Origin of the sequence: Micromonospora sp. NPDC005173, from assembly GCF_040608515.1 — a bacterium.
GTDB lineage: Bacteria > Actinomycetota > Actinomycetes > Mycobacteriales > Micromonosporaceae > Micromonospora.
Map to the genome: position 1 here is coordinate 42,800 of NZ_JBEXIK010000001.1, position 19,936 is coordinate 62,735.

The 19,936-nt window shown below is 70.5% G+C and carries 20 protein-coding genes; 10 read left to right on the plus strand and 10 right to left on the minus strand.

What is annotated here, in order from left to right; all coding sequences use genetic code 11:
* Nucleotides 1–7: 7 nt before the first annotated feature.
* Both ABZV00_RS00220 and ABZV00_RS00225 read left to right on the plus strand, forming a co-directional pair.
* Entirely contained in the window at nucleotides 8–664 is a 657-nt protein-coding gene (locus tag ABZV00_RS00220) for an HAD family phosphatase (protein ID WP_355600518.1), read from the plus strand.
* Between the two features lie 166 nt (nucleotides 665–830).
* Complete coding sequence (locus ABZV00_RS00225; protein WP_355600520.1) at nucleotides 831–1,841, plus strand: NADPH:quinone reductase; 1,011 nt, start codon at nucleotides 831–833, stop codon at nucleotides 1,839–1,841.
* A 190-nt stretch (nucleotides 1,842–2,031) separates the two neighbouring features.
* On the opposite strand, the gene ABZV00_RS00230 is transcribed toward ABZV00_RS00225, so the two are convergent.
* Complete coding sequence (locus tag ABZV00_RS00230; protein ID WP_328422803.1) at nucleotides 2,032–3,681, minus strand: fatty acid--CoA ligase; 1,650 nt, start codon at nucleotides 3,679–3,681, stop codon at nucleotides 2,032–2,034.
* A gap of 56 nt (nucleotides 3,682–3,737) precedes the next feature.
* On the opposite strand from ABZV00_RS00230, the gene ABZV00_RS00235 reads away from it, so the two are divergent.
* A complete protein-coding gene (locus ABZV00_RS00235) occupies nucleotides 3,738–4,229 on the plus strand; it encodes an NUDIX domain-containing protein (RefSeq protein WP_328422801.1) in 492 nt (163 codons plus the stop codon).
* Nucleotides 4,230–4,282: 53 nt separating this feature from the next.
* On the opposite strand, the gene ABZV00_RS00240 is transcribed toward ABZV00_RS00235, so the two are convergent.
* A complete protein-coding gene (locus ABZV00_RS00240; RefSeq protein ID WP_355600523.1) occupies nucleotides 4,283–5,314 on the minus strand; it encodes an aldo/keto reductase in 1,032 nt (343 codons plus the stop codon).
* 116 nt (nucleotides 5,315–5,430) lie between these two features.
* On the opposite strand from ABZV00_RS00240, the gene ABZV00_RS00245 reads away from it, so the two are divergent.
* The gene (locus ABZV00_RS00245; protein WP_355600525.1) at nucleotides 5,431–6,063 is read left to right on the plus strand and encodes a TetR/AcrR family transcriptional regulator; all 633 of its coding nucleotides are present in this window, start codon (nucleotides 5,431–5,433) and stop codon (nucleotides 6,061–6,063) included.
* A gap of 62 nt (nucleotides 6,064–6,125) precedes the next feature.
* Here the strand turns inward: ABZV00_RS00245 and ABZV00_RS00250 are convergent, their stop codons facing one another.
* Nucleotides 6,126–7,241, minus strand: a complete 1,116-nt coding sequence (locus ABZV00_RS00250) for an FAD-dependent oxidoreductase (RefSeq protein WP_355600527.1) — start codon at nucleotides 7,239–7,241, stop codon at nucleotides 6,126–6,128.
* Nucleotides 7,242–7,393: 152 nt separating this feature from the next.
* Here ABZV00_RS00250 and ABZV00_RS00255 point away from each other — a divergent pair, with 152 nt between their 5' ends.
* Nucleotides 7,394–8,248, plus strand: coding sequence for a helix-turn-helix transcriptional regulator (locus ABZV00_RS00255; RefSeq protein ID WP_355600529.1), 855 nt, complete (start codon nucleotides 7,394–7,396; stop codon nucleotides 8,246–8,248).
* Between the two features lie 45 nt (nucleotides 8,249–8,293).
* Here the strand turns inward: ABZV00_RS00255 and ABZV00_RS00260 are convergent, their stop codons facing one another.
* Entirely contained in the window at nucleotides 8,294–9,970 is a 1,677-nt protein-coding gene (locus tag ABZV00_RS00260) for an MDR family MFS transporter (RefSeq protein WP_328422795.1), read from the minus strand.
* A gap of 244 nt (nucleotides 9,971–10,214) precedes the next feature.
* Between ABZV00_RS00260 and rfaE2 the strand changes: the two genes are divergently transcribed.
* Together rfaE2 and ABZV00_RS00270 are read left to right on the plus strand one after the other, a co-directional pair.
* Entirely contained in the window at nucleotides 10,215–12,140 is a 1,926-nt protein-coding gene (gene rfaE2 / locus ABZV00_RS00265) for a D-glycero-beta-D-manno-heptose 1-phosphate adenylyltransferase (RefSeq protein ID WP_355600531.1), read from the plus strand.
* The gene (locus ABZV00_RS00270; RefSeq protein WP_328422791.1) at nucleotides 12,137–13,015 is read left to right on the plus strand and encodes a glycosyltransferase; all 879 of its coding nucleotides are present in this window, start codon (nucleotides 12,137–12,139) and stop codon (nucleotides 13,013–13,015) included. The genes rfaE2 and ABZV00_RS00270 overlap by 4 nt, the downstream gene beginning before the upstream one ends.
* Before the next feature lie 21 nt (nucleotides 13,016–13,036).
* On the opposite strand, the gene ABZV00_RS00275 is transcribed toward ABZV00_RS00270, so the two are convergent.
* Genes ABZV00_RS00275 through ABZV00_RS00285 form a run of 3 tightly spaced genes read right to left on the minus strand, consistent with a single transcriptional unit; the run spans nucleotide 13,037 to nucleotide 15,222 of the window.
* A complete protein-coding gene (locus ABZV00_RS00275) occupies nucleotides 13,037–14,158 on the minus strand; it encodes a glycosyltransferase family 9 protein (protein WP_355600533.1) in 1,122 nt (373 codons plus the stop codon).
* Between the two features lie 9 nt (nucleotides 14,159–14,167).
* Nucleotides 14,168–14,719 (minus strand): Hsp20/alpha crystallin family protein, encoded by a 552-nt coding sequence (locus ABZV00_RS00280; RefSeq protein WP_328422787.1) that lies wholly within the window; start codon nucleotides 14,717–14,719, stop codon nucleotides 14,168–14,170.
* The gene (locus ABZV00_RS00285) at nucleotides 14,719–15,222 is read right to left on the minus strand and encodes a DUF2231 domain-containing protein (RefSeq protein ID WP_355600536.1); all 504 of its coding nucleotides are present in this window, start codon (nucleotides 15,220–15,222) and stop codon (nucleotides 14,719–14,721) included. Before ABZV00_RS00285 ends, ABZV00_RS00280 begins: the two co-directional genes overlap by 1 nt.
* Before the next feature lie 183 nt (nucleotides 15,223–15,405).
* Here ABZV00_RS00285 and ABZV00_RS00290 point away from each other — a divergent pair, with 183 nt between their 5' ends.
* The gene (locus ABZV00_RS00290; protein WP_355600538.1) at nucleotides 15,406–16,023 is read left to right on the plus strand and encodes a pyridoxamine 5'-phosphate oxidase family protein; all 618 of its coding nucleotides are present in this window, start codon (nucleotides 15,406–15,408) and stop codon (nucleotides 16,021–16,023) included.
* Between the two features lie 19 nt (nucleotides 16,024–16,042).
* Here the strand turns inward: ABZV00_RS00290 and ABZV00_RS00295 are convergent, their stop codons facing one another.
* From ABZV00_RS00295 to ABZV00_RS00305, 3 genes are all read right to left on the minus strand, one after another.
* Nucleotides 16,043–16,603 (minus strand): DUF4240 domain-containing protein, encoded by a 561-nt coding sequence (locus ABZV00_RS00295; RefSeq protein WP_355600540.1) that lies wholly within the window; start codon nucleotides 16,601–16,603, stop codon nucleotides 16,043–16,045.
* Between the two features lie 32 nt (nucleotides 16,604–16,635).
* Entirely contained in the window at nucleotides 16,636–17,043 is a 408-nt protein-coding gene (locus tag ABZV00_RS00300; protein ID WP_355600542.1) for a VOC family protein, read from the minus strand.
* Nucleotides 17,044–17,197: 154 nt separating this feature from the next.
* Complete coding sequence (locus ABZV00_RS00305) at nucleotides 17,198–17,668, minus strand: NUDIX domain-containing protein (RefSeq protein ID WP_355600544.1); 471 nt, start codon at nucleotides 17,666–17,668, stop codon at nucleotides 17,198–17,200.
* 262 nt (nucleotides 17,669–17,930) lie between these two features.
* Here ABZV00_RS00305 and ABZV00_RS00310 point away from each other — a divergent pair, with 262 nt between their 5' ends.
* Nucleotides 17,931–18,299: a hypothetical protein gene (locus ABZV00_RS00310; protein WP_355600546.1), complete on the plus strand. Its 369-nt coding sequence runs from the start codon at nucleotides 17,931–17,933 to the stop codon at nucleotides 18,297–18,299.
* Nucleotides 18,300–18,682: 383 nt separating this feature from the next.
* On the plus strand, nucleotides 18,683–19,726 hold the full coding sequence (locus ABZV00_RS00315) for a hypothetical protein (protein ID WP_355600548.1): 1,044 nt from the start codon (nucleotides 18,683–18,685) through the stop codon (nucleotides 19,724–19,726).
* Nucleotides 19,727–19,936: the final 210 nt, after the last annotated feature.

Below are 19,936 nucleotides of genomic sequence, written 5' to 3' on the forward strand. Positions count from 1 at the left end.
TGGGCCCGTGGTGGATGCGGTGGTCTTCGACCTGGACGGCGTGATCGTGGATTCCGAACCCGTGTGGGAGGAGGTCCGGCGGGCGTACGTGGCGGCGCACGGCGGGACCTGGCAGCCGGACACCCAGCGCCGGCTGATGGGCATGAGCACCGGCGAGTGGGCCCACTACCTCAGCGGCGAGTTGGGCGTGACACGCACCGCCCAGCAGGTCGCCGACGAGGTGGTCGAGGAGATGACCCGGCGCTACCGGGAGCACGTACCGCTGATCGATGACGCCGACCAGGTCGTGCGCCGACTCGCCGCGCGGTGGCCGCTCGGGTTGGCCAGTTCGTCGCCGACCCGGCTGATCGCGGCGGCGCTGGCCGCCACCGACCTGACCGACGCGTTCGCCGCCACCCTGTCCACCGAGGAGACCGAGCGAGGCAAGCCGGCACCGGACGTGTACCTGGCTGTCGCGCGCCGCCTGGGCGTCGACCCGGCCCGCTGCGTGGCGGTGGAGGACTCGTCCAACGGGGTGCGGTCGGCCGCCTCGGCGGGGATGGGGGTGGTGGCGGTGCCGCACGGCGCGTACCCGCTGGATCCGGACGCCGCCCGGCTGGCCGCGGTGACGCTGGGCGGGATCGACGAGCTGAGCCCGGAGACGATCGACGCGCTCACCGACTGACCCGGCCGGGTGCGCGGCGTCACGGCCGTCCGGTCCCTGCCGACGTACGCACGGTTATACGGTTTTCGGGGGCCGGCGGGATCGGCATGACGGGGACTGAGCGGGGTACCGCAGCCGGCGGTGCTCGACCCGGGTGCTGCGCGCCGGACGGGTGAGGAGACGACGGATGAAAGCCATCGTGTACGAGCGCACCGGCGACCCTTCGGTGCTGGAGTTGGTCGACCGGCCGGTGCCGGAGCCGGCTGCGGGCGAGGTCCTGGTCCGGGTGGCGGTGTCGGGGGTGAACCCGACGGACTGGAAGGCTCGCCGCTCCTTTCCGTTGCCTGCCGGGTGGCAGATCCCCGGGCAGGACGGCGCGGGAGTGGTGGAGGCGGTCGGCACGGGGGTGGACCAGGAGCTGATCGGCGAGCGGGTCTGGATCTGGGAGGCGGCCTGGCAGCGGCCGTGGGGCACCTCGGCGGAGTACACGCTGGTGCCGGTCCGGCAGGTGGTCCGCCTCGGCGACGCCTCGTTCGACCTGGGGGCCAGCCTGGGCATCCCGTTCCTCACCGCGCACCGCTGCCTGACCGCCGGCGAGTTCATGCCGGACTCGCTGCGCCCCGGCGCGCTGGCCGACCACACCGTGCTGGTCCAGGGCGGGGCGGGTGCGGTCGGTAACGCCGCGATCCAGCTCGCCCGCTGGTCCGACGCCACGGTGATCACCACGGTGAGCAGCGCGGAGAAGGCGCAGCTCGCGGCGGCGGCGGGCGCCTCCTTCGTGATCAACTACCGGGAACAGGACGTGGTCGAGGAGATCCGCAAGATCGCTCCCGACGGGGTGCACACGATCGTCGAGGTGTCCCCGTCCCGTAACGCCGCTACGGACGTGCAGGTGCTGCGAAACGCTGGCGCGGTCTGCGTCTACGCCGACGACGAGCCCGAAGTGAGCATCCCGGTCCGGCCGTCGATGATGCGGAACGTCCGGTGGCAGTTCGTGCTGGTCTACACGGAGCCGACGGTGGCCAAGGCCCATGCCGTACGGGACGTGGCGGCGGCGGCCGACCAGGGCGGCATCCGGGTTGGTGTGGACGCCGGCCTGCCGCTGCACTACCACCCGCTGGCCGAGACGGCGGCGGCGCACCAGGCGGTGGAGAACTCGGCGGTGGGCAAGGTGCTGATCATGACGAGCGACGCCTGATCGAGGCGCTGACTACGCGATTTCCCCATCATCAGGACAGAGGCGAACAACTTTCGCAACAATGACGGTGCGGGTCGCCCCGCAAGTAAAGGGCGGCCCCGGCGCGGTGCGAACGCCGGGGCCGCCCTCCTGGGGGAGGAATGTTCAGGAGAATCCTCTGCCCCAACAGGCGACGGTGCCCGGTAAAACGTTACGGGGCTGTCAGCTCCCGGACAGTCAGCTCGCCCCCCGCGTACCGCGATCGGACGACCTTCTTGTCGAACTTGCCCACGCTGGTCTTCGGCACCGTGTCGATGAACGCCCACCGCTCGGGCAACTGCCAGCGGGCCACCGAGCCGGCCAGGAAGTCGCGCAGCTCCTCGGCGGTCACCGAGGCACCCTCCCGGACCACCACGGTGGCCAACGGCCGCTCGTCCCACCGCTCGTCCGGCACGCCCACCACGCACGCCTCCAGCACCGCCGGGTGGGCCATCAGCGCGTTCTCCAGCTCCACCGACGAGATCCACTCGCCGCCGGACTTGATGACGTCCTTGGCCCGGTCCGTCAGGGTCAGGTAGCCGTCCGGAGAGAGGTTGCCCACGTCGCCGGTGCGCAGCCAGCCGTCCCGGAACTTCTCCTCGTCCGGGGCGTCGTCGCCGACGTACCGGGCGGTCACCCACGGCCCGCGGACCTCCAGCTCACCCACGGCCCTGCCATCGGCGGGCAGCGGCTCACCCAGCGCGCCGACGATCCTCGCCTGCACCCCGGCCGGCACCCGGCCCTGCGTGTAGCGGTAGCGCCACGCCTCATCACCGGTCGCGCCGGCCGGTGGACGGGAGACCGAGCCCAGCGGGGACATCTCGGTCATACCCCAGGCGTGGATGACGTCGATCCCGTGCCGCTCGTCGAACGCGTGCATCAGCGCCGGCGGGCAGGCCGAGCCACCGACGATCACCTCCTTGAGCGAGGAGGTGTCCACGTCGTGGCCGTCCAGATAGGCCAGCAGATCGGTCCAGATGGTCGGCACCGCGCCAGCCAGGGTGGGTCGCTCGGCGGCGATCATCTCGGCGATCGGCGCGGCCTGGAGGAACCGGTCCGGCATGATCAGCGATGCACCGGAGAGGAACGCGGCGTACGGCAGCCCCCACGACATGGCGTGGAACATCGGCACGATGGCCAACTCCCGGTCGGTCGGCGCGAGGCCGAAGCCCTCCGGCATGCAGACCTGCAACGAGTGCAGGTAGATCGACCGGTGCGAGTAGGCGACGCCCTTCGGGTTGCCGGTGGTGCCGGAGGTGTAGCAGAGGGCTGCCGCGTCGCGCTCGTCCACCTCGGGCCAGTCGAACACCTCCGGCCGGTCCGCGAGCAGCGCGTCCCAGTGGTGCACGGTGATCCGGTCACCGGCCGCCGCCACCAGCGGCGCCGGGTCGCCACCGCCGACCACCACGACGTGCCGCACCGTGGCCAACTCGCCGATCACCCGGGCCAGCAGCGGGATGAGCGTGCTGTCGACCAGCACCACCCGGTCCTCGGCGTGGTTGGCGATGTAGGCGACCTGGTCGGGAAAGAGCCGGATGTTGAGGGTGTGCAGGACGGCGCCCATGCTCGGCACCGCGAAGTAGGCCACCAGGTGCTCGTTGTTGTTCCACATGAAGGTGGCGACGCGCTCGTCGCCGGTCACCCCGCACTCGTCACGCAGCGCGTGTGCCAGCCGGGCAGCCGACCGCCCCACCTCGGCGTACGTCATCCGGCGGGGTTCCGCGCCGGTCCAGGTGACCACCTCGGCCGTGCCGTGCACGGTGGCGCCGTGGTCGAGGATCCGGGAGATCTGCAGAGGGGCGTCCATCATCGTGCTACGCATGGGTAACAAGTTAGTGTCGCCGGTCACAGCTTGGGAACCCCCGTAAATTGTCGCAGGTGAGCATCTCCTGGGCCGACTCATACGTAGGGCAGTTGCGTGCGCTCGCCGGGGACCGGACGCTGATGTTCGTGGGCGCCCGCGCCGTGGTCCGCGACAACGCCGGGCGCATCCTGCTGATCCAACGCTCAGACAACGGCCAGTGGGCCATGCCGGCCGGGGCGATGGAGCTGGGCGAGTCGATCGCGGACTGCGCGGTACGGGAGGTCCGCGAGGAGACCGGGCTACGGGCGCTGCGCGTCTGCGCGTTCGCCCTCTACACCGGCCCGGACCGGACCAGCACCAACATGTACGGGCACACGTACCAGGTCTTCACCGCGGCGTTCCGGGTCGAGGAGTGGGACGGCCAGCTGGCCCGGGTCACCGACGAGACCACCGACGCCGGTTTCTTCCCCCGGGACCGGTTTCCCGCCCCGCTCTCCGCCTCGGTCAACGAGACCCTGGCCGACCTGGACGTCTTCGAGCAGACCAACCGGCTGATCCTCAAGTAGGTCGGCCCCGCCGCGCCCGGTCCGGCGGGTGAGCGCCGGACCGGGCGAACGCCTCACTGCGGCAAGCGGGTCCCCGCGAACGCGTCCTGGATCCAGTTCGGGTACGCGACAGGCATCTTGGAGACCTCGTCCAGCTCGCTGAGATCCTGGGCGGTCAGCGTGAGGTCGGTGGCGGCGATGTTGTCCACCAACTGCTCCTGCTTGCGGGCACCGACGATCACGCTGGTCACGGCCGGCCGGGACAGCAGCCAGGCGACTGCCACCCGGGCCGGGCTGACCCCGTGCCGCTCGGCGATGACCTTGAGTACGTCGACGACCGTGAAGGCATGCTCCGGGTCAAACGGCGTGAAGCTGGTGAAGCCGGGCTGGGCGCTGCGCGAGCCACTGTCGGCGACCACGCTGTCCCGGCCGACCTTGCCGGAGAGGAAGCTGCCGGCCAGCGGGCTCCACACGGTCAGCCCGACACCCTCGTCAAGCGCCATCGGCACCACGTCGCGCTCCACGTCCCGGCCCAGCAGGGAGTAGTACGACTGCACCGAGACGAAGCCGGCCAGCTGCTCCCGTGCCGAGATGCCCAGCGCCTTGGAGATCTGCCAGGCGGCGAAGTTCGCGCAGCCGACGTAGCGGACCTTGCCCTGCCGGACCGCGTCGTCCAGCGCGCGCAGTGTCTCCTCCATCGGGGTGACGTGGTCGAAGTTGTGGATCTGGTAAAGATCGATGTGATCGGTGCGCAGTCGCCGCAGGCTGTCCTCCAACGCCTGCATGATGTGCAACCGCGAGGTGCCGACGTCGTTCGGGCCGGGGCCTGTCCGGGCGTGCACCTTGGTAGCGAGCACCACGTCGCGACGCCGCTTGCCGAGCGCCTGGCCGAGCAGTTCCTCGCTCTCGCCATCGCTGTACATGTCGGCGGTGTCGACGAAGTTGACGCCCGCGTCCAGCGCGGTGTCCACCAGCCGCTGGGCGTCGGGCAGCGCCAGCGCCCCCAGACTGCTCCAGATCGGGTGCCCGCTGCCGCCGAAGGTCATCGTGCCGAGCGAGATCTCCGAGACGTACACCCCGGTGCTGCCCAGCAGTCGGTACTTCACGTATTGCTCCTCGCTGGTAGGGGGCCTCCGTCGGCTCCCTGGTCACTATGTCGGACACTGTGTCCGGCAAAAGCGTACGTCGCCGATCCCGCACCCGGCCACCTAGGATTTCGACCATGCCCTCGATCACCCGACGCCGCCCGCGCAACCCCGACGGTCGGGCCGCCGTCGAAGCGCGGGTGCTGGCCGCCACCGAGCGGCTGCTCCAGCAGGGGGTCCGGTTCACCGACCTCGGCGTCCAGCGGATCGCCGCCGAGGCGGGGGTCGCCCGGTCGACCTTCTACACCCACTTCCGGGACAAGAGCGAGCTGCTCATGCGCCTCGCCGGCACCATGCAGGAGACCTCCTTCGACCGGATCCGCGGGTGGGATCCGGCCGGACCCGGCGACCCGCTCGACACACTCACCGAGGTCTTCGCCGACGTGATCCGGATCTACCGGACGTACGCGCCGGTGCTGGCGGCGATCACCGAGGTCGCCGCGTACGACGAGGTGGTCCGGGAGTACTGGGCGGCCGCGTTCGAGCAGTTCGTGGCGCGTACCGAGGAGGTGCTCCGCGCCGAGCAACGAGCCGGGCGCACCCCGGCGGACCTGGACCCGGCAGCCGCGACCCGGCTGGTCGTGCTCGGCGGTGACCGGTTCCTCGCCCACCACGTCGGCCTGATCCCGGCCGACCCCGACGCCGACGCGGCGGCCGCCCGGGAGTTGGCCGCGACCTGGTGGTACGGCGTCTACCGCCGCCCCTCCTGACCCTGACCGGCCGGCCTAACCAACTCGGCGGTAGTGCGGTCGTTCCAAGCGCCACAAACCAACTAGCCCCGGACTGCGGTAGGGCCGAACTGTTCAATGAAGCGGCCGGTGAACAGATCGACGCCCTTGTACGCGGAGACCGTCGCGGCAGGGACGACGGCCGGGCCGTCGGGTGTGGGCATCTGACCGACACCGCCCCGCCTCCCGAGCGGGAGCAGGATCATGGGGTGGGGCATGGGCCGGTAGGTGGCCGTGAGCTGCTCGCCGCGCAGTTGAGCGGTGATGTTCTGCACCACGACCTCGGCGTGCTGCAAGGCGTACGCGGCCAACTTGGCCTCGGCGACATCGGTGAGGTCGCCGATCGCGTAGACGTGGCCGAGGATGTCGTCGGGCCCGCGCACGTTGAGAGTTTCGGTGACGGAGACCTGCCCCTGCGAGGTGAGCGTGGTGAGCCGGCCGTCGGCGAGGTAGTCGCTGTTGATGCCCATGCCGAAGGCCCGGAACCAGATGTCGGCAGTGATCTCGTCGCCGTCGGTGGTGGTGGCGGTGAAGGTCGCGGCCCGATTGGCCTCGGTCGCCGACGGCCCGGTCACACCAGTGCCCAGCCGCAACTGGATGCCCAGCTCGTCGAGCTGCCGGTGCAGGTCATCGCGCATCTCCGACGTGAAGCCGGGCAGCAGTTGCTTGGCCGGATCGACGATGGTCACGTGCTTGTCCGGCCAGACGTCCTTGATCTCACCGGCCAACTCCAACCCGACCGGTCCGGCGCCCAGGATCAGTACCCGCTCGGCGCCGGCCAGTTCCTTGTTGGTCTGGCGCAGGTCGTCGAGCGCCTCCTCCATGGAGTCGGCGTTGAGTCTGGCCGGGTAGGCGTAACTGGAGCCGGTCGCCAGGACCAGATAGTCCGCCGCGACACGCTGACCTGAGGCCAGAGTGACGCCTTCGGGATCCACCGAGACCGCTCGATCGCGGATCACCGTGCCTCGCGTGAGCAGTGTGTCGAAGGGAAAGAACATGTTGCCGGCCCAGTCGGGCAGGGTCAGCGCCCGCAGCGCTCCCGCGATGTTGACGAACGCGTCCCGAGGATCGATGAGGACGACATCGGCCTGCGACTCCAGCGCCTTGGCAACCGCTGTACCCCCATAACCGCCGCCGACGACCGCAACCGTACGACTCATGGTTTCAGCTCCTACAGACCAGAGAGTTGCGCTGGACCGCTGTCAAGCGCCGCCCCCAACGGTCGTCAGCTGGCAGGCGGTCAAGAAGGCCGGACTGAGGCTGGTAGTGGCAGGGACACCATCCCGGTGGCCGCCGTTGTTACGTTCGAATCGTGAGCGACAACGAGCTTGGGTTGTTCCTGCGCGTCCGCCGTGAAGCGGTGACTCCGGCTGAGGTGGGACTGCCCGCCGGGCCGCGCCGCCGCGCCGCCGGGCTACGCCGCTCCGAGGTGGCGGCCCTCGCCGACGTGAGCGTCGAGTACGTGACGAGACTCGAACAGGGCCGCGACCGGCGACCGTCTCCGCAGGTGCTCGCCGCCCTCGCCAACGCACTCCGGTTGACCCGGAACGAACGCATCCATCTGCACCGCCTCACCAAGGCGGCCGATCCCGGCTTCAACTGCCGGGGCCACACCATCCCGACGCGCACGGTACGTCCGACCGTGCAGGCGCTGCTCGACCGTCTCGAACCCACGCCGGCGGTGCTGCTCGACCAGCTCAGTGACATCCTCGCCCACACCGCTGGTTACGAACGGCTGGCCAGACCGATCGGGTTGCTGGACGCGACACAGCCCAACCTCGCCCGGTTCGTCCTCACCGACAGCCGCGCGCGCAGCACCTACCCCGACTGGGACCACATCGCCGACGAGCAGGTCGCCGCCCTCAAGCAAGGCCCGTTTCGGGCATATCCGCCGATGGCCGCCCTGGCGGACGAGCTGACCGTCACCGCCGGCAACGCCTTCACCCGTCGCGTCGAGACGGTTCCCAGCCTGGCGAAGTCCAGCGGCATCGTCCGTCTGGCCCATCCCGAGGCGGGCATGCTCCGGCTCGCGTACGAGACCCTCGAACTCCCCGCGGACGACGACCAGCGTTTGATCGTCCACCTGCCTGCCGACGCGGCAACATCCGCCGCGCTCGAACGCCTCAACAGCCGCCACTCGCAGCCGCTACGCCTCGTGGTCGGATGACGCCGACCGCCCCGGAGGCGTCCGGGGCGGTCGGTCGACGCGCGGTCAGATCATCGTCTGGGACTTGGCCTCCATGTCGGCGGCCGCCTCCTCCTTGGATTCGCGGGTCAGCGGCTTGCCGCCCGGTGCCGGGGCCTCACCACCGAGCGGGTCGGCACCGCCCTTGGCGCCCTGCGGACCGGCGCCCCGGAGCTGCTCGTTCGGCAGCGCCACGGTGACCAGCACCGCCACGATCGCGATCAGACCGGCGGTCAGGAAGACCATGTCCAGCGCGTCGACGAACGCGCCCTGGATCGCCGCCCGCACCGGCCCGGGCAGGGCCAAGATGGTCGCCGGATCGTTGATCGAGATGTTCGCTCCGCCGCTTGCCGCCACCTCGGCCTGCTGCTGCGGCGGAAGCTGGGCGATCGCGCCGGGCAGCCGGTCGGCCAGTCCTCCGGTGAGCCGGGAGGAGAGCACCGCGCCGAGGATCGCCACCCCGAACGAACCGCCCAACGACCGGAAGAAGGTCGCCGAGGATGTGCCGGCGCCCAGGTCGCGCACGGAGACCGCGTTCTGCACCGCGAGGACCAGCGACTGCATGCACAGGCCCAGGCCGACGCCGATCACCACCATGAAGCCGAAGGCGATCCAGAGCGAGGTGGCCACCTCCAGTTGGGTGAACAGCAACATGCCGACCAGCAGGGTCACCGACCCGGCCACCGGGAACCACTTGTACCGGCCGATCCGGCTCATCGCCCGGCCGGTGAGGATCGAGGTGACGATGATGCCGGCCATCATCGGCAGCATCAGCAGACCACTTCGGGTCGGCGAGGCGCCCTTGACGATCTGCAGGTACAGCGGAATGAAGATGATCGACCCGAACATCACCAGGCCGAGCACGAAACCAGCCGAGTTGGCGAGCGCGAAGGTCGCGCTGCGGAACAGCCGCAGCGGCAGGATGGGTTCGGCGACCCGGGCCTCCTGGAGCACGAAGAGCACGGCGAGCACGGCGCCCGCGGCGAGGAGGCCGATGATCACGCCGGAGCCCCAGGGGTACTCACTGCCACCCCAGCTCAGCGCGAGCAGCAGGCAGCTCACCCCGGCGACCAGCAGGCCGGCGCCGAGCCAGTCGATCGCGTGGTCCCGGCGCTCGAACGGGATCAGCCGCATCACGTGGTAGCAGACGATGATGGCGAGGATCGCCAGCGGCACGTTGATGTAGAAGATCCACCGCCAGTCGGTCTCCGCGAAGTAACCACCCACCAGCGGGCCGGCCACCGACGAGATCCCGAAGACGGCGCCGAAGAGACCCTGGTAGCGGCCTCGCTCCCGGGGTGAGACCACGTCCGAGATGATGGTGAACGCCAGAGTCAACAGACCACCCGCGCCGATGCCCTGGATGCCCCGGGTGATGATCAGCTGGGTCATGTTCTGCGACAGGCCGGCCAGCAACGACCCGACCAGGAACGTGCCGATCGAGAAGAGGAAGACCGGGCGGCGCCCGTACAGGTCGGCCATCTTGCCGTACAGCGGCGTCGACGCGGTCGAGGCGAGCAGGTACGCGGTGACCACCCACGAGTAGTGGTTGATCCCGCCCAACTCGCCGACGATGGTCGGCAGGGCCGTACCCACGATGGTCTGGTCAAGGGCGGCCAGCAGCATGCCGGTCATCAGACCGATCATGAGCAGCCGGATCTGCTGACGGTTCAGCACCGGCGCGGCGGAGGCTTCGGTGGTCATCTCGCCTTCTTTCCCGACCGACAAGGAACATGCGCCGGACCGGGAAAGGACTTCCACCTCACCCCCGTTGATCATGAAGTTAGCAACGCCGCCAACGGCGTGTCGCGCCGCTAACTTCATGATCGGTGGGGGGTATGGGTGGTTCGGGCATTGATGTGCGGGGGCGGGGCTGGAAGGCTCGTGGGTCGGGCTGGGTCGATCACCGCGAGGTTTGACCTCCAGGGCGGTGGGGACCCGGGGAGGCATGGCAGGAGCAGCAGCGGAACAGCGCCGGCTCGCGACCGTCGTGGAGAGCTGGCTCGGGCGCCCGGTCCTGATCGTCGGCGACGCCATGTTGGACGAATGGCGGTTCGCCGACTCCGACCGGCTCTGCCGGGAGGCGCCCGCCCCGGTCCTCACCCTGCGCCGGCGGATCTCCGCCGCCGGTGGGGCCGCCAACACCGCGGTCAACGTCGCCACCCTCGGCGGCCGGGCGGTGCTGGTGGCACCCGTCGGCGCCGACGTCGCCGGCGACGAACTACACGACTGTCTGGACCGCGCCGGAGTCTGGGACCGCACGGTCAACCAGCCCGGACGGCCCACCCCGGTGAAGCGGCGGATGCTTGCCGGCAACCAGATCCTGCTCCGGGAGGACACCGGCGACCCGGACGACGCGCTCGACCCGGACGGGGTAACCCGGCTGCTCACCGCCCTGAACTGCGCCACAGAGGAGCTGCGCGCCGCCGCTGGTGGAGAGGCGCCGACCCTGGTGGTCTGCGACTACGGCCTGGGCGCCCTGCCCGCGCCCGTCCGCGCCTGGCTGGTGGAGCAGCGGGAACGGTACGCCACCGTCGCGCTGGACGCCCACGACCTGGCCGACTGGCGGGGCCTCGCGCCGACCGTGGTCACCCCCAGCTTCGCCGAGGCGACCCGACTGCTGGCCCGGGCCGGCGGTGCGACCCGTCCGCCCTCCGGCGCCGGACTGCACCTGGAGCACCCCGACAGCGACCCGGCCGACGGACCGTCCGAACTGACCGTCGGCGCCGCCCCGGGCGGGGCCCACGCGGACGACGTCAGCGCCGAGACCACCCCGGACCCGGTGCGAGCCGACCGCCCGGGGCCGGTCGGCGAGCCCACGCCGAGCGAGGGCCGGGTGGCCCTCACCGGCGACGGACTCAGCGTCACCGGCACCGGCGTGACCGTGAACTCCGAGGCCGGCGAGGGCGTCGACCGGGCCGTACTGGCCGAGTCGCGCCTGGCCGAGCTGCGCGCGCACACCGGCGCCGACGTGGTCGCGGTGACCCTGGACACCGAGGGCGCGGTGGTCGGCGGCGCCGACGGGGAGCCTCGACGCAGCCACAGCACACCGGTCCCGGCGAGCCACGCCGTAGGTGCCGGCGACGCGTACCTGGCGGCGATGACGCTGGCCCTGGCCGCCGACGCGCCGCTGCCCACCGCCGCCCAGCTCGCCCAACTGGCGGCCACCATCACCGTGTCCGACACCGGCACCTGCGTGTGCCGGCGCGAGGACCTGCTCACCGCACTCGACCAGCCGTCGGTGACCAGCGGGCATCCGTCGCTGGTCGGCACCGACGAGTTGGACGCGATCGTCGCCGAGCATCGCGAAGCGGGTCGGTCGGTGGTGTTCACCAACGGCTGCTTCGACGTCCTGCACCGCGGGCACGTGCGCTACCTGGAGCAGGCCCGCGCCCTGGGCGACCTGCTCATCGTGGCGGTCAACTCGGACGGCAGCGTACGCCGGCTGAAGGGGCCGGACCGGCCGGTCAACCCGGTCGAGGACCGGGGTGCCCTGCTCGCCGCGCTGTCCTGCGTGGACCACGTCGTCGTCTTCGAGGAGGATTCGCCCGCCGCGCTGATCGAGGCGGTCCGGCCGGACGTCTACGTCAAGGGCGGCGACTACCCGCCGGAGCTGGTGCCGGAGGCACCGCTGGTACGCCGACTGGGCGGCCAGGTGCGCACCCTGGGGTACGTGCCGGACCGATCCACCTCGGCGATCATCGAGCGGATCCGGTCGCACAACCAGGACCGGGAACCCGACCCGTCGTCGCACAGCCACCACCGGCAGCCCGACCCGTCGTCGCACAGCCACCACCGGCAGCCCGACCCGTCGTCGCACAGCCACCACCGGCAGGCCGACCCGTCGCTGAGCACCCGCACCCGCGCGTCGTGAATCGGCCCCTCGATCTCGACACCCCGGCGGCCTTCCGCGCCGACCGGCAGGTCGACGTGCTGATCCCGACCCGTAACCGGCCCGCCGAGCTGGCGGTCACCCTGGCCGGGCTCGCCGCCCAGGAGGGGGTGCCCGGCTTCGGGGTGGTGGTCAGCGACCAGTCCGACGGGGAACCGGCGTACGCCCACCCCGCCGCGGCCACCATGGTCCGGGCGCTGCGCCACCGGGGTCACCCGGTGCTGCTGACCCGCCGGCTACCCCGGCGTGGGCTGGCCGAACACCGGGCGTACCTGCTCGCCGCCTCGGACGCCCGGTACGTGCTCAGCCTCGACGACGACGTCTGGCTGGAGCCGGGGGCACTGCACCGGCTGGTCACCGCGCTCGGCGAGCTGGGCTGCGGGTTCGTCGGCAACGGCGTGCACGGGCTCTCGTACGTCGACGACGTACGACCGGAGACGCACGGGCACTACGAGGAATGGATCGGGCCACCCACACCGGAGCGGATCCGGCCGGGCACCCCGGAGTGGAACCGGGCCAGGATCCACTCGGCGGCGAACCTGCTGCACGTCACCGCGCAGTTGGCGCTGCCGCCGGGCGCGTGGCGGGCGTACAAGGTCTCCTGGATCGGCGGGTGCGTGCTCTTCGACCGGGCCAAGCTCGTCGACTCCGGTGGCTTCGACTTCTGGCGCCGGTTGCCGGACAAGCACCAGGGCGAGGACGTGGCCGCCCAACTCGCGGTGCTGGCCCGGTACGGCGGGGCCGGCATCCTGCCCAGCGGCGCCCACCACCTGGAGTCCCCCACCACGGTCACGGAGCGGGACGTCGAGGCGTGGGAGGTCGTGCTCGCCGACGAGGACACTCCGCAGCCGGCCTGATCCGCTGGCGGCCGGGGGCGGTCAGGGTGCGCCAGGCTCGGGGTTGAGCAGCTCCCGGGCCGCCTCCAGCACCTCAACCATCGGCACGTCCGTCACGAAGGAATCCCGGTGCGGGCACTCGCCGTCGCCGGGCCGGTGCGGGTAGATGCCCGGCGTGCAGTCCACCCCGCAGACCGGGCAGTGCACCGTCCACGAGCTGATCGGCCGGTGCCGGCCGCGCAGCGGACTCGCCGTGTTGATCAGGTTGCCGACCCAGTAGATGCCGACCGTGGAGGTACCCACCGCGGCGGCCAGGTGCAGCGGGCCGGTGTCGTTGGAGACGACCAGCGCGCAGTCCGTGTAGCAACCGGCCAACCCGCCGAGGCTGAGCGTGCCCACCAGCGGCCGGACCGGCACCCCCGCCGCCGCGACCACCCGGTCCACCACCTCCCGCTCCGCGGGCGTACCGGTGACCAGCAGCTCGTAGCCGTCGCGGTGCAGCTCGCGGGCCACCTCGGCGAAGCGCTCAGCGGGCCAACGGCGGCGGGTGTCGGTGGCGCCCGGATGCAGCGCCACCCGGGGTCGGCCCGCCGGGCCGAGCACCTGGGCCGCCTCGGCCCGGTCGGCGTCGGTGACCGCCAGCGCGGGCACGATGGTGGTCGCGGGTGCGCCCACCAGACCCACCACCTCCAGATAGCGGATCACCTCGTGCTGGTAGTAGACGTAGCGGATCCACCGGTCCAGCGGCGGCGCGTCGTCGGCCCGCAGCCCCACGGTGACCCGGGCGCCGAGGCGACTGACCAGCGGATTGGAGTTGGCGCCCCCGCCGTGGATCTGCACCGCCAGGTCGAAGCCCTCGCCGACGGCCGCCGCCAGGAAGTCGTCCATCGCCGACTCCGGCTCACCCGGTGTCGGCTCGCGAATGCCGGGCGCCGGCGGCACCACCAGCACCCGGTCCACCGGGCCGGGCCGGTCGCGCCAGAGCTTCGCGTGCCACGGCGCGCCGAGCAGCACGATCTCCGCCCCGGGGTACGCGACTCGCAGCGCCTCCAGCGCCGGCAGGGCGAAGATGAAATCTCCCAGCGCGTTGGCGCGCAGCACCGCGATCCGCCGCACGTCGGGCACGAGCCCGGCCGACGGGCCGAGCAGGGACGCGGTGACCACGCAGTCCCGCTACAGCCGGTCGATCTCGCCGAGGGTGTCCGGGCGGTGCAGCTCCCGGTCCGCGGCGGGATCGGCTGGCATCGGCGTACCACGGGAGAGGCCGCCGGAGCGCGGCCCGGTGCGGCCGACGGTGATGGTGCGCGGCGTGGGCCGGGCGGCGCGGGGCAACCGGACCCGGAGCAGGCCGTGGTCCATCACCGCGTCGATGCCCTCGGGGTCGACGCGGGACGGCAGGTCGACGCGGTACTCGAACCCGCGGGTCTCGAAGCCGCCCGGGATGCCCTGGTCGGCGTTGACCTCCGCCTCGGAGCGGGCCCGCACGCACAGCTCCCGGTCGTCCAGCTCGACCGCCACCTCTTCCGGCGCCACCCCGGGCAGCCGGACGACGACCTCCCAGCCGTCCGAGGTCTCGGTCAGCTCGACGTCGGACGCTCCGGCCCGGCCACCGACCAGCCGGCTCAGCTCGGTGCGCAGCGACTGCAGCTCGCCCATCGGGTCCCAGCCCTGCTGCCGGCCCCGCCATCCCCGGCCGAAGCCGCCGGTCTGCTGTTGCTCACTCATCACACCTCTCCGATCCGGTGGGGGGCCGCGGTCGGCCGCAGTGAGCTCGGGGCGTCCAGGCCGGCGTCGCGGTCGACGCCCACGCCGAGCCGGTCCACCAACTCGCCGCCGAGCCAGGCGCTGATGCCGAGCATGGCCACCGCGACCACCTCGACGACGAGCAACGCTCCGCCGGCGGCGCGGGAATCGGCGTTGAGCCGGACCACCCAGATCGCGGCGAAGAGCAGGATCACCGCGACGTTGGCCCCGGCGTGCAGCAACGCCACCCGCTTGGCGCGGGTGCCGGTCGGGATGGCCAGCAGGTCGAACGTGCCGGCCGCCGCGGCCAGCAGGCCGCCGATCAGGCCGACGGTGATGTTCCAGTACGCGACCTCGCCGAGGAGGTCGGGCCCGCCGAGGGTGTCCACCAGGTCGAACAGCACCGCGGTGACCAGCAGCGCGACCGGGAACATGACCAGCATCGGATGGACCGGGTGGCCCAGCACCTTGAGTCGGCTCTCCATCTCCCGGCCTCCACTGGTCGGCTTTGCCTGGCGTGACGGTTCGTGCGGCGGAGCGTCCGCGTGAGGCCGTACCCCCGACAACCGGGCGCAAACCTCCCGCTGGCCGCGCGGGCCTAGGCTGGCGACTGACGCCGTTGGGACGGTGGCACCCGCCACCCGGGTCAACGGCTGGGGGAGGATCACGTGACGGTGGAGATCACCTCGCACGAGGAGCTGCGCGATCTGCTCGGCCTGCCGAACGCGCGGGCCGTGAACAAGGAGCGCACCCGCCTGCACGAGCGGGACCGCGACTGGCTCGCCGCCGCGCCGTTCTGCCTGGTGGCGACGGCCGGCGCGGACGGCAGCTGCGACGTCTCGCCCAAGGGCGACCCGGCCGGGTTCGCCCTGGTGCTGGACGACACGACCATCGCGCTGCCGGAGCGGCCGGGCAACAAGCGCGCCGACGGCTACCGCAACATCCTGGACAACCCGCACGTCGGGTTGCTCTTCATGATCCCGGGGCGGACCGACACGCTGCGGATCAACGGGCGGGCCCGGCTGGTACGGGACGCGCCGTGGTTCGACGACATGGTGGTCAAGGGACACCGGCCGGTGCTCGCGGTGGTGGTGGAGATCGAGCAGATCTTCTACCACTGCGCCAAGGCGTTCCTACGGTCCGCGCTGTGGCAGCCGGAGACCTGGCAGCCAGACCTGTTGCCGACCCGAGCCCGCCTGATCAAGGAGGTCGAGGCGCCGACGGAGAGCCTGGAAGACCTGGAACGGCACTACGGCCCGGAGTACGCCAAGAAGATCTACGTCTGACCCCGCCTGCCGTTGTCGGTCAACTCGACCAGCCGGCGGGATTGCCGAACGACTCCCGGGAGATGCCGGAGCCCGTCTCCGGCCAGGAGCCGAACCGGTCGTTGTGCAGGTGGGCGAAGAAGTAGCACAGGCCCTCGCAGTCGGCGTCGAGCAGGGCCATTGCGGGGTCGGCGCGGACCGCCTCGTAGTACGCCCGGCCGAGGGCGACGATAAAGCCCCGGCAGTAGAGGAAACCGTCGTCCGAACCGTCGGTCACCTCGTGGATGTCCTCCCGATCGATGTCGTGCAGCTTGCGCTCCACCACCCGGTCGAGGTCGGTCAACTCCTGCCCGGACAACTCGGCGCTGAGGTGCCCGAGGCGGTCCAGGAACGGGTCGAGCCAGGCGTCGATCGCGTAGAGACCGGCGTCATCGTCATCGTCGTCGCCGTTGTCGTCCCGGGGGTCACGCTCGACGAGGGCCCGGCGTAGCGCCAGGGCCTCGGTGCCCAACTCGGCCCACGCCGACTCGATGAGCGCCCACAGCCGGGCCTCGTCGGCGGGGGTGGGCAACGTCCCAGTGGCATCGGTGGTCACGGTCACGGCCGGACCGTACCCGGTACCACCGACGCTTTTCAGGACTCCGAATCGGCGGAGACCATCCACAAGTGACCGTCCGGGTCGGCGAACACGCCCGTGTATCCCCAGGGTTGTGACACCGGCTCGCTGACCACCTCGGCCCCCGCGGCACGGGCCCGCTCGACGATCGCGTCCGCGTCGGCGGGCGAGGCGACGCTGAGGCTGAGCACGCACTCACTCTGCCCCCGCGCGGCGACCTCGTGCCGGCCGATCACCCAGCCGAAGCCCCCGGTCGGGATCAGCATCAGCCGCAGCCCGTCGTTGACCACGAACTGCAGAGGCTCCGGGATGCCGTCGTCGGCCAACTCCCCCACGGTGTCCAGACCGAGGCCGTCGCGGTAGAAGCGGTGCGAGGTCGGCCGGTCGGCGATGGGCAGACTGATGATCACGGGTGCGAAGGTCATGGAAGGACGCCTCCAGGATGTCGGACGGGACATTTGCCGGATGTACTGCTTTGGACCGCGAAACTCGTCGGACCCACCGTGTCATCACCCCCTGACAAACCTCGGCCGCTGCGCTCGCGCGGCTTGTCTCCTGACCGAGGTACGCCTTTGCCTCTCAACCCACGTACGCCTCGCGGCGGTCCTCGTAGCCATGCTTGATGCGGAGCATCGTCGACGGGTGGACCGATAGTCGCCTCAACTCCTCGCGCGTCACCCACCGCACCGCGGTTGGCTCACCGCTCGGCGTCGATACGCCGGTTAGTGGCCGTGCTCGGAAGCAGAGCGATAGTTGCTGCCGCATTTCGCCGTCGGTGCACTCGATGACATGCGAAGGGTCGGAGTACACGCCAACCACGCCTGCCACCTCGACGAGCACGCCGGTTGCCGCAAGGGTCGCGCGTACGGCCGTCTCGGCGACGTACTCGCCGATCTCCTGCTCCCCACCGGGCAGGGACCACACGCCGTTGTCGTCGCGCTTGATGAGGAGCAGCAGACCCTGTTGGTCGGTGACGAAGACGGAGACCGCCACAACGATGCTGTTGGCCGTGGGGGCGTCCGGGTCGTGGTAGTGCTCAGTCCGCGCCATAGCTCCAGGCTGCCACCTCGGCAGCCCGAGCCGGTGTTACGGCGGACATGCCGCCACACCTTTAGAGCCTGACCAGCCCCGCAGAGTCCTAACGCGAGCGAGTCGCGGGATCGCAGTAGCGGCACACCCGGCCCTTGGGACGGCCTGCGGCATACTTGGCCTCGTGCCACCTCGGCCGTTCATTCGCAGGGTTCGTTTCGAGATCCGTCCATGGGGCGGTGGGCCGAACCCAGCGCGCGAGCTGTTGCCGTACGTCGACGACGTGAGCCTGGTGGACCTGGTTTCCGGCTTCGAACATGCCGCCGGCCACGATGTGCCTGGCGCGTATGCCGGGATCGTGCTCGACCACTTCAACTTCGGCGACCTGGCCGCCTACCTCGCTGGACGACCGGACTCCGCGTACTGGGCCAGGATGGGTGTGATCAACCTGCTCGGTTGCGACTGCGGCGAGGTTGGCTGCTGGCCACTGGATGCCCAGGTGGTCACTGCTGACGACTCGGTGACGTGGCGCGGCTTCGCACAGCCCCATCGCCCCAAGCGCGACTACGGGAGCTTCGGTCCTTTCGTGTTCCGTCGGAACCAGTACGAGCGCGCAGTCCGCGAGGCCGTTGCCGCCACGTCCAGTTCTTGATCACTTCCGCCGTCGCCACGAACACCCTCGCCAGGAGTCAGATTCATGACTGCCAACGACGCGGAGCTGGCCGTCGAAGGCCGGTCCTGCTCGGGATTGTCCTGAATCACTATGAAGTCCGGGCTTTCTGAGCGGACGACGAGCCTCCGCTTTTGCCGCTACGATGCGGCCCCCGAGGCACGTCGCACCACCGGAGGGCGCGGATGCTTGGACCGAAGAGAATGGTGAGAACAAAGACCGCCATCTGGCGCTACAGACTGTGGCGATACAGGCTGACCACCGTTGGTTTGGTTCTAGCCTCGTTCGGGTTGGCGACGTCTCTGGTCGACCCGCCTCGGCCGGTCAGTGTAGCCGCAGGCCTCGCTGGCGCTACCCTCTCCCTCATGGAGACCGGAGCCAACCGACGCCGTTCAAAAGAGGTCCGGTTCCAGCAACGGACGGGCGACAACTACCGGGACGTGATTAGCCTTTCGGCGGACCTCGGGCCAAGCGTGGAAAGCGCCCGCGACGTAGGAATTCTGCTGTCCCGTGAGAACGCGGAGCTGCGCAAGCGCCCCATCCGAGCTATTGTCCAGACCCCCGATTACAAACTTCCACGTGACCTGAGAACCTGGTCGCTTGACTATCTCACCTACCGTGCGAGAACGGGAAAGATCTACAACGACAGCACGCTCTGTCTGGCGTCGGATCTTTTGAGCGACGATGTCGTCAAGCTGAGAGCCGGCCGCTATTTCGACTTTATGTGCAGCAACCTGCTCGCCCCGTTGGACATCTGGGAGGTGGGGCGGAAGAGCCCAGCTGTTCGCGGACGGGACCTCATCCTCGACCTGGACGGCCGGCTGATCCCTTTCAAGCGCAGTCGTCTCGCCAACCTGATCGGCGTATCGACGCTAGCCTTCACCACCGACGGGCAGTTGCTTCTTGTCGCGCAGACCGACGGCAACATCGGCAGTCCTGGCTTGCTCGCCCCGTCCGGCTCGGGGGCGCTCGAACCCAAGGACGTGCCCCATGACATGGCTGACTGGACTATCCAGAAAATCGCGATAAGCGGAGCCGAGCGTGAGTTGCGGGAAGAGTGCCACCTGACGGCACGCGATATAGAAGAGAGCTCTCTCGTTGGTCACGGTCGGTGGGTCAGCCGGGGCGCGATGCCAGAGTTCTGCGCCGTGACCCTCCTCAACCTTACGGGCGATCAGGTGGTCGACCGGTCACCGCGCCGGGCGGAACGGTCTTATGTTCACGAATTCATGGCTGTCAGCCTCGCGCCTCTGCGACTGTGGGATCCCAGCCGACCGCTCGATATGTTGCCGCAGCACAGACAGGCGGTTTCCTGGCCCTTGGCACTCGGGCTCGCCTGCCTAGCAGAGTGCATCAACGACGAGTCGTGGTCCCTGCAAAAGGATTTGCTGGCGCGACTCGAAGGGTAGTTCGCCGAACTAAATTACCTGGGCTAACCCCTGCTGTCCTGACCCAACGGCACGCTGGTCCCCCTGCGCGTGGATGTGACCGGCCTGAGCACCCCACGCCTCCCGCGTAGCCACCTTTTTGTGGGTACTTGTCGGCGCGGGGCGGCCGGGTGAATCTGGTTGTGGGCGGTCGCGAGACGGCCAGATCGGGTGGACGGGGAGGTAGGCGAT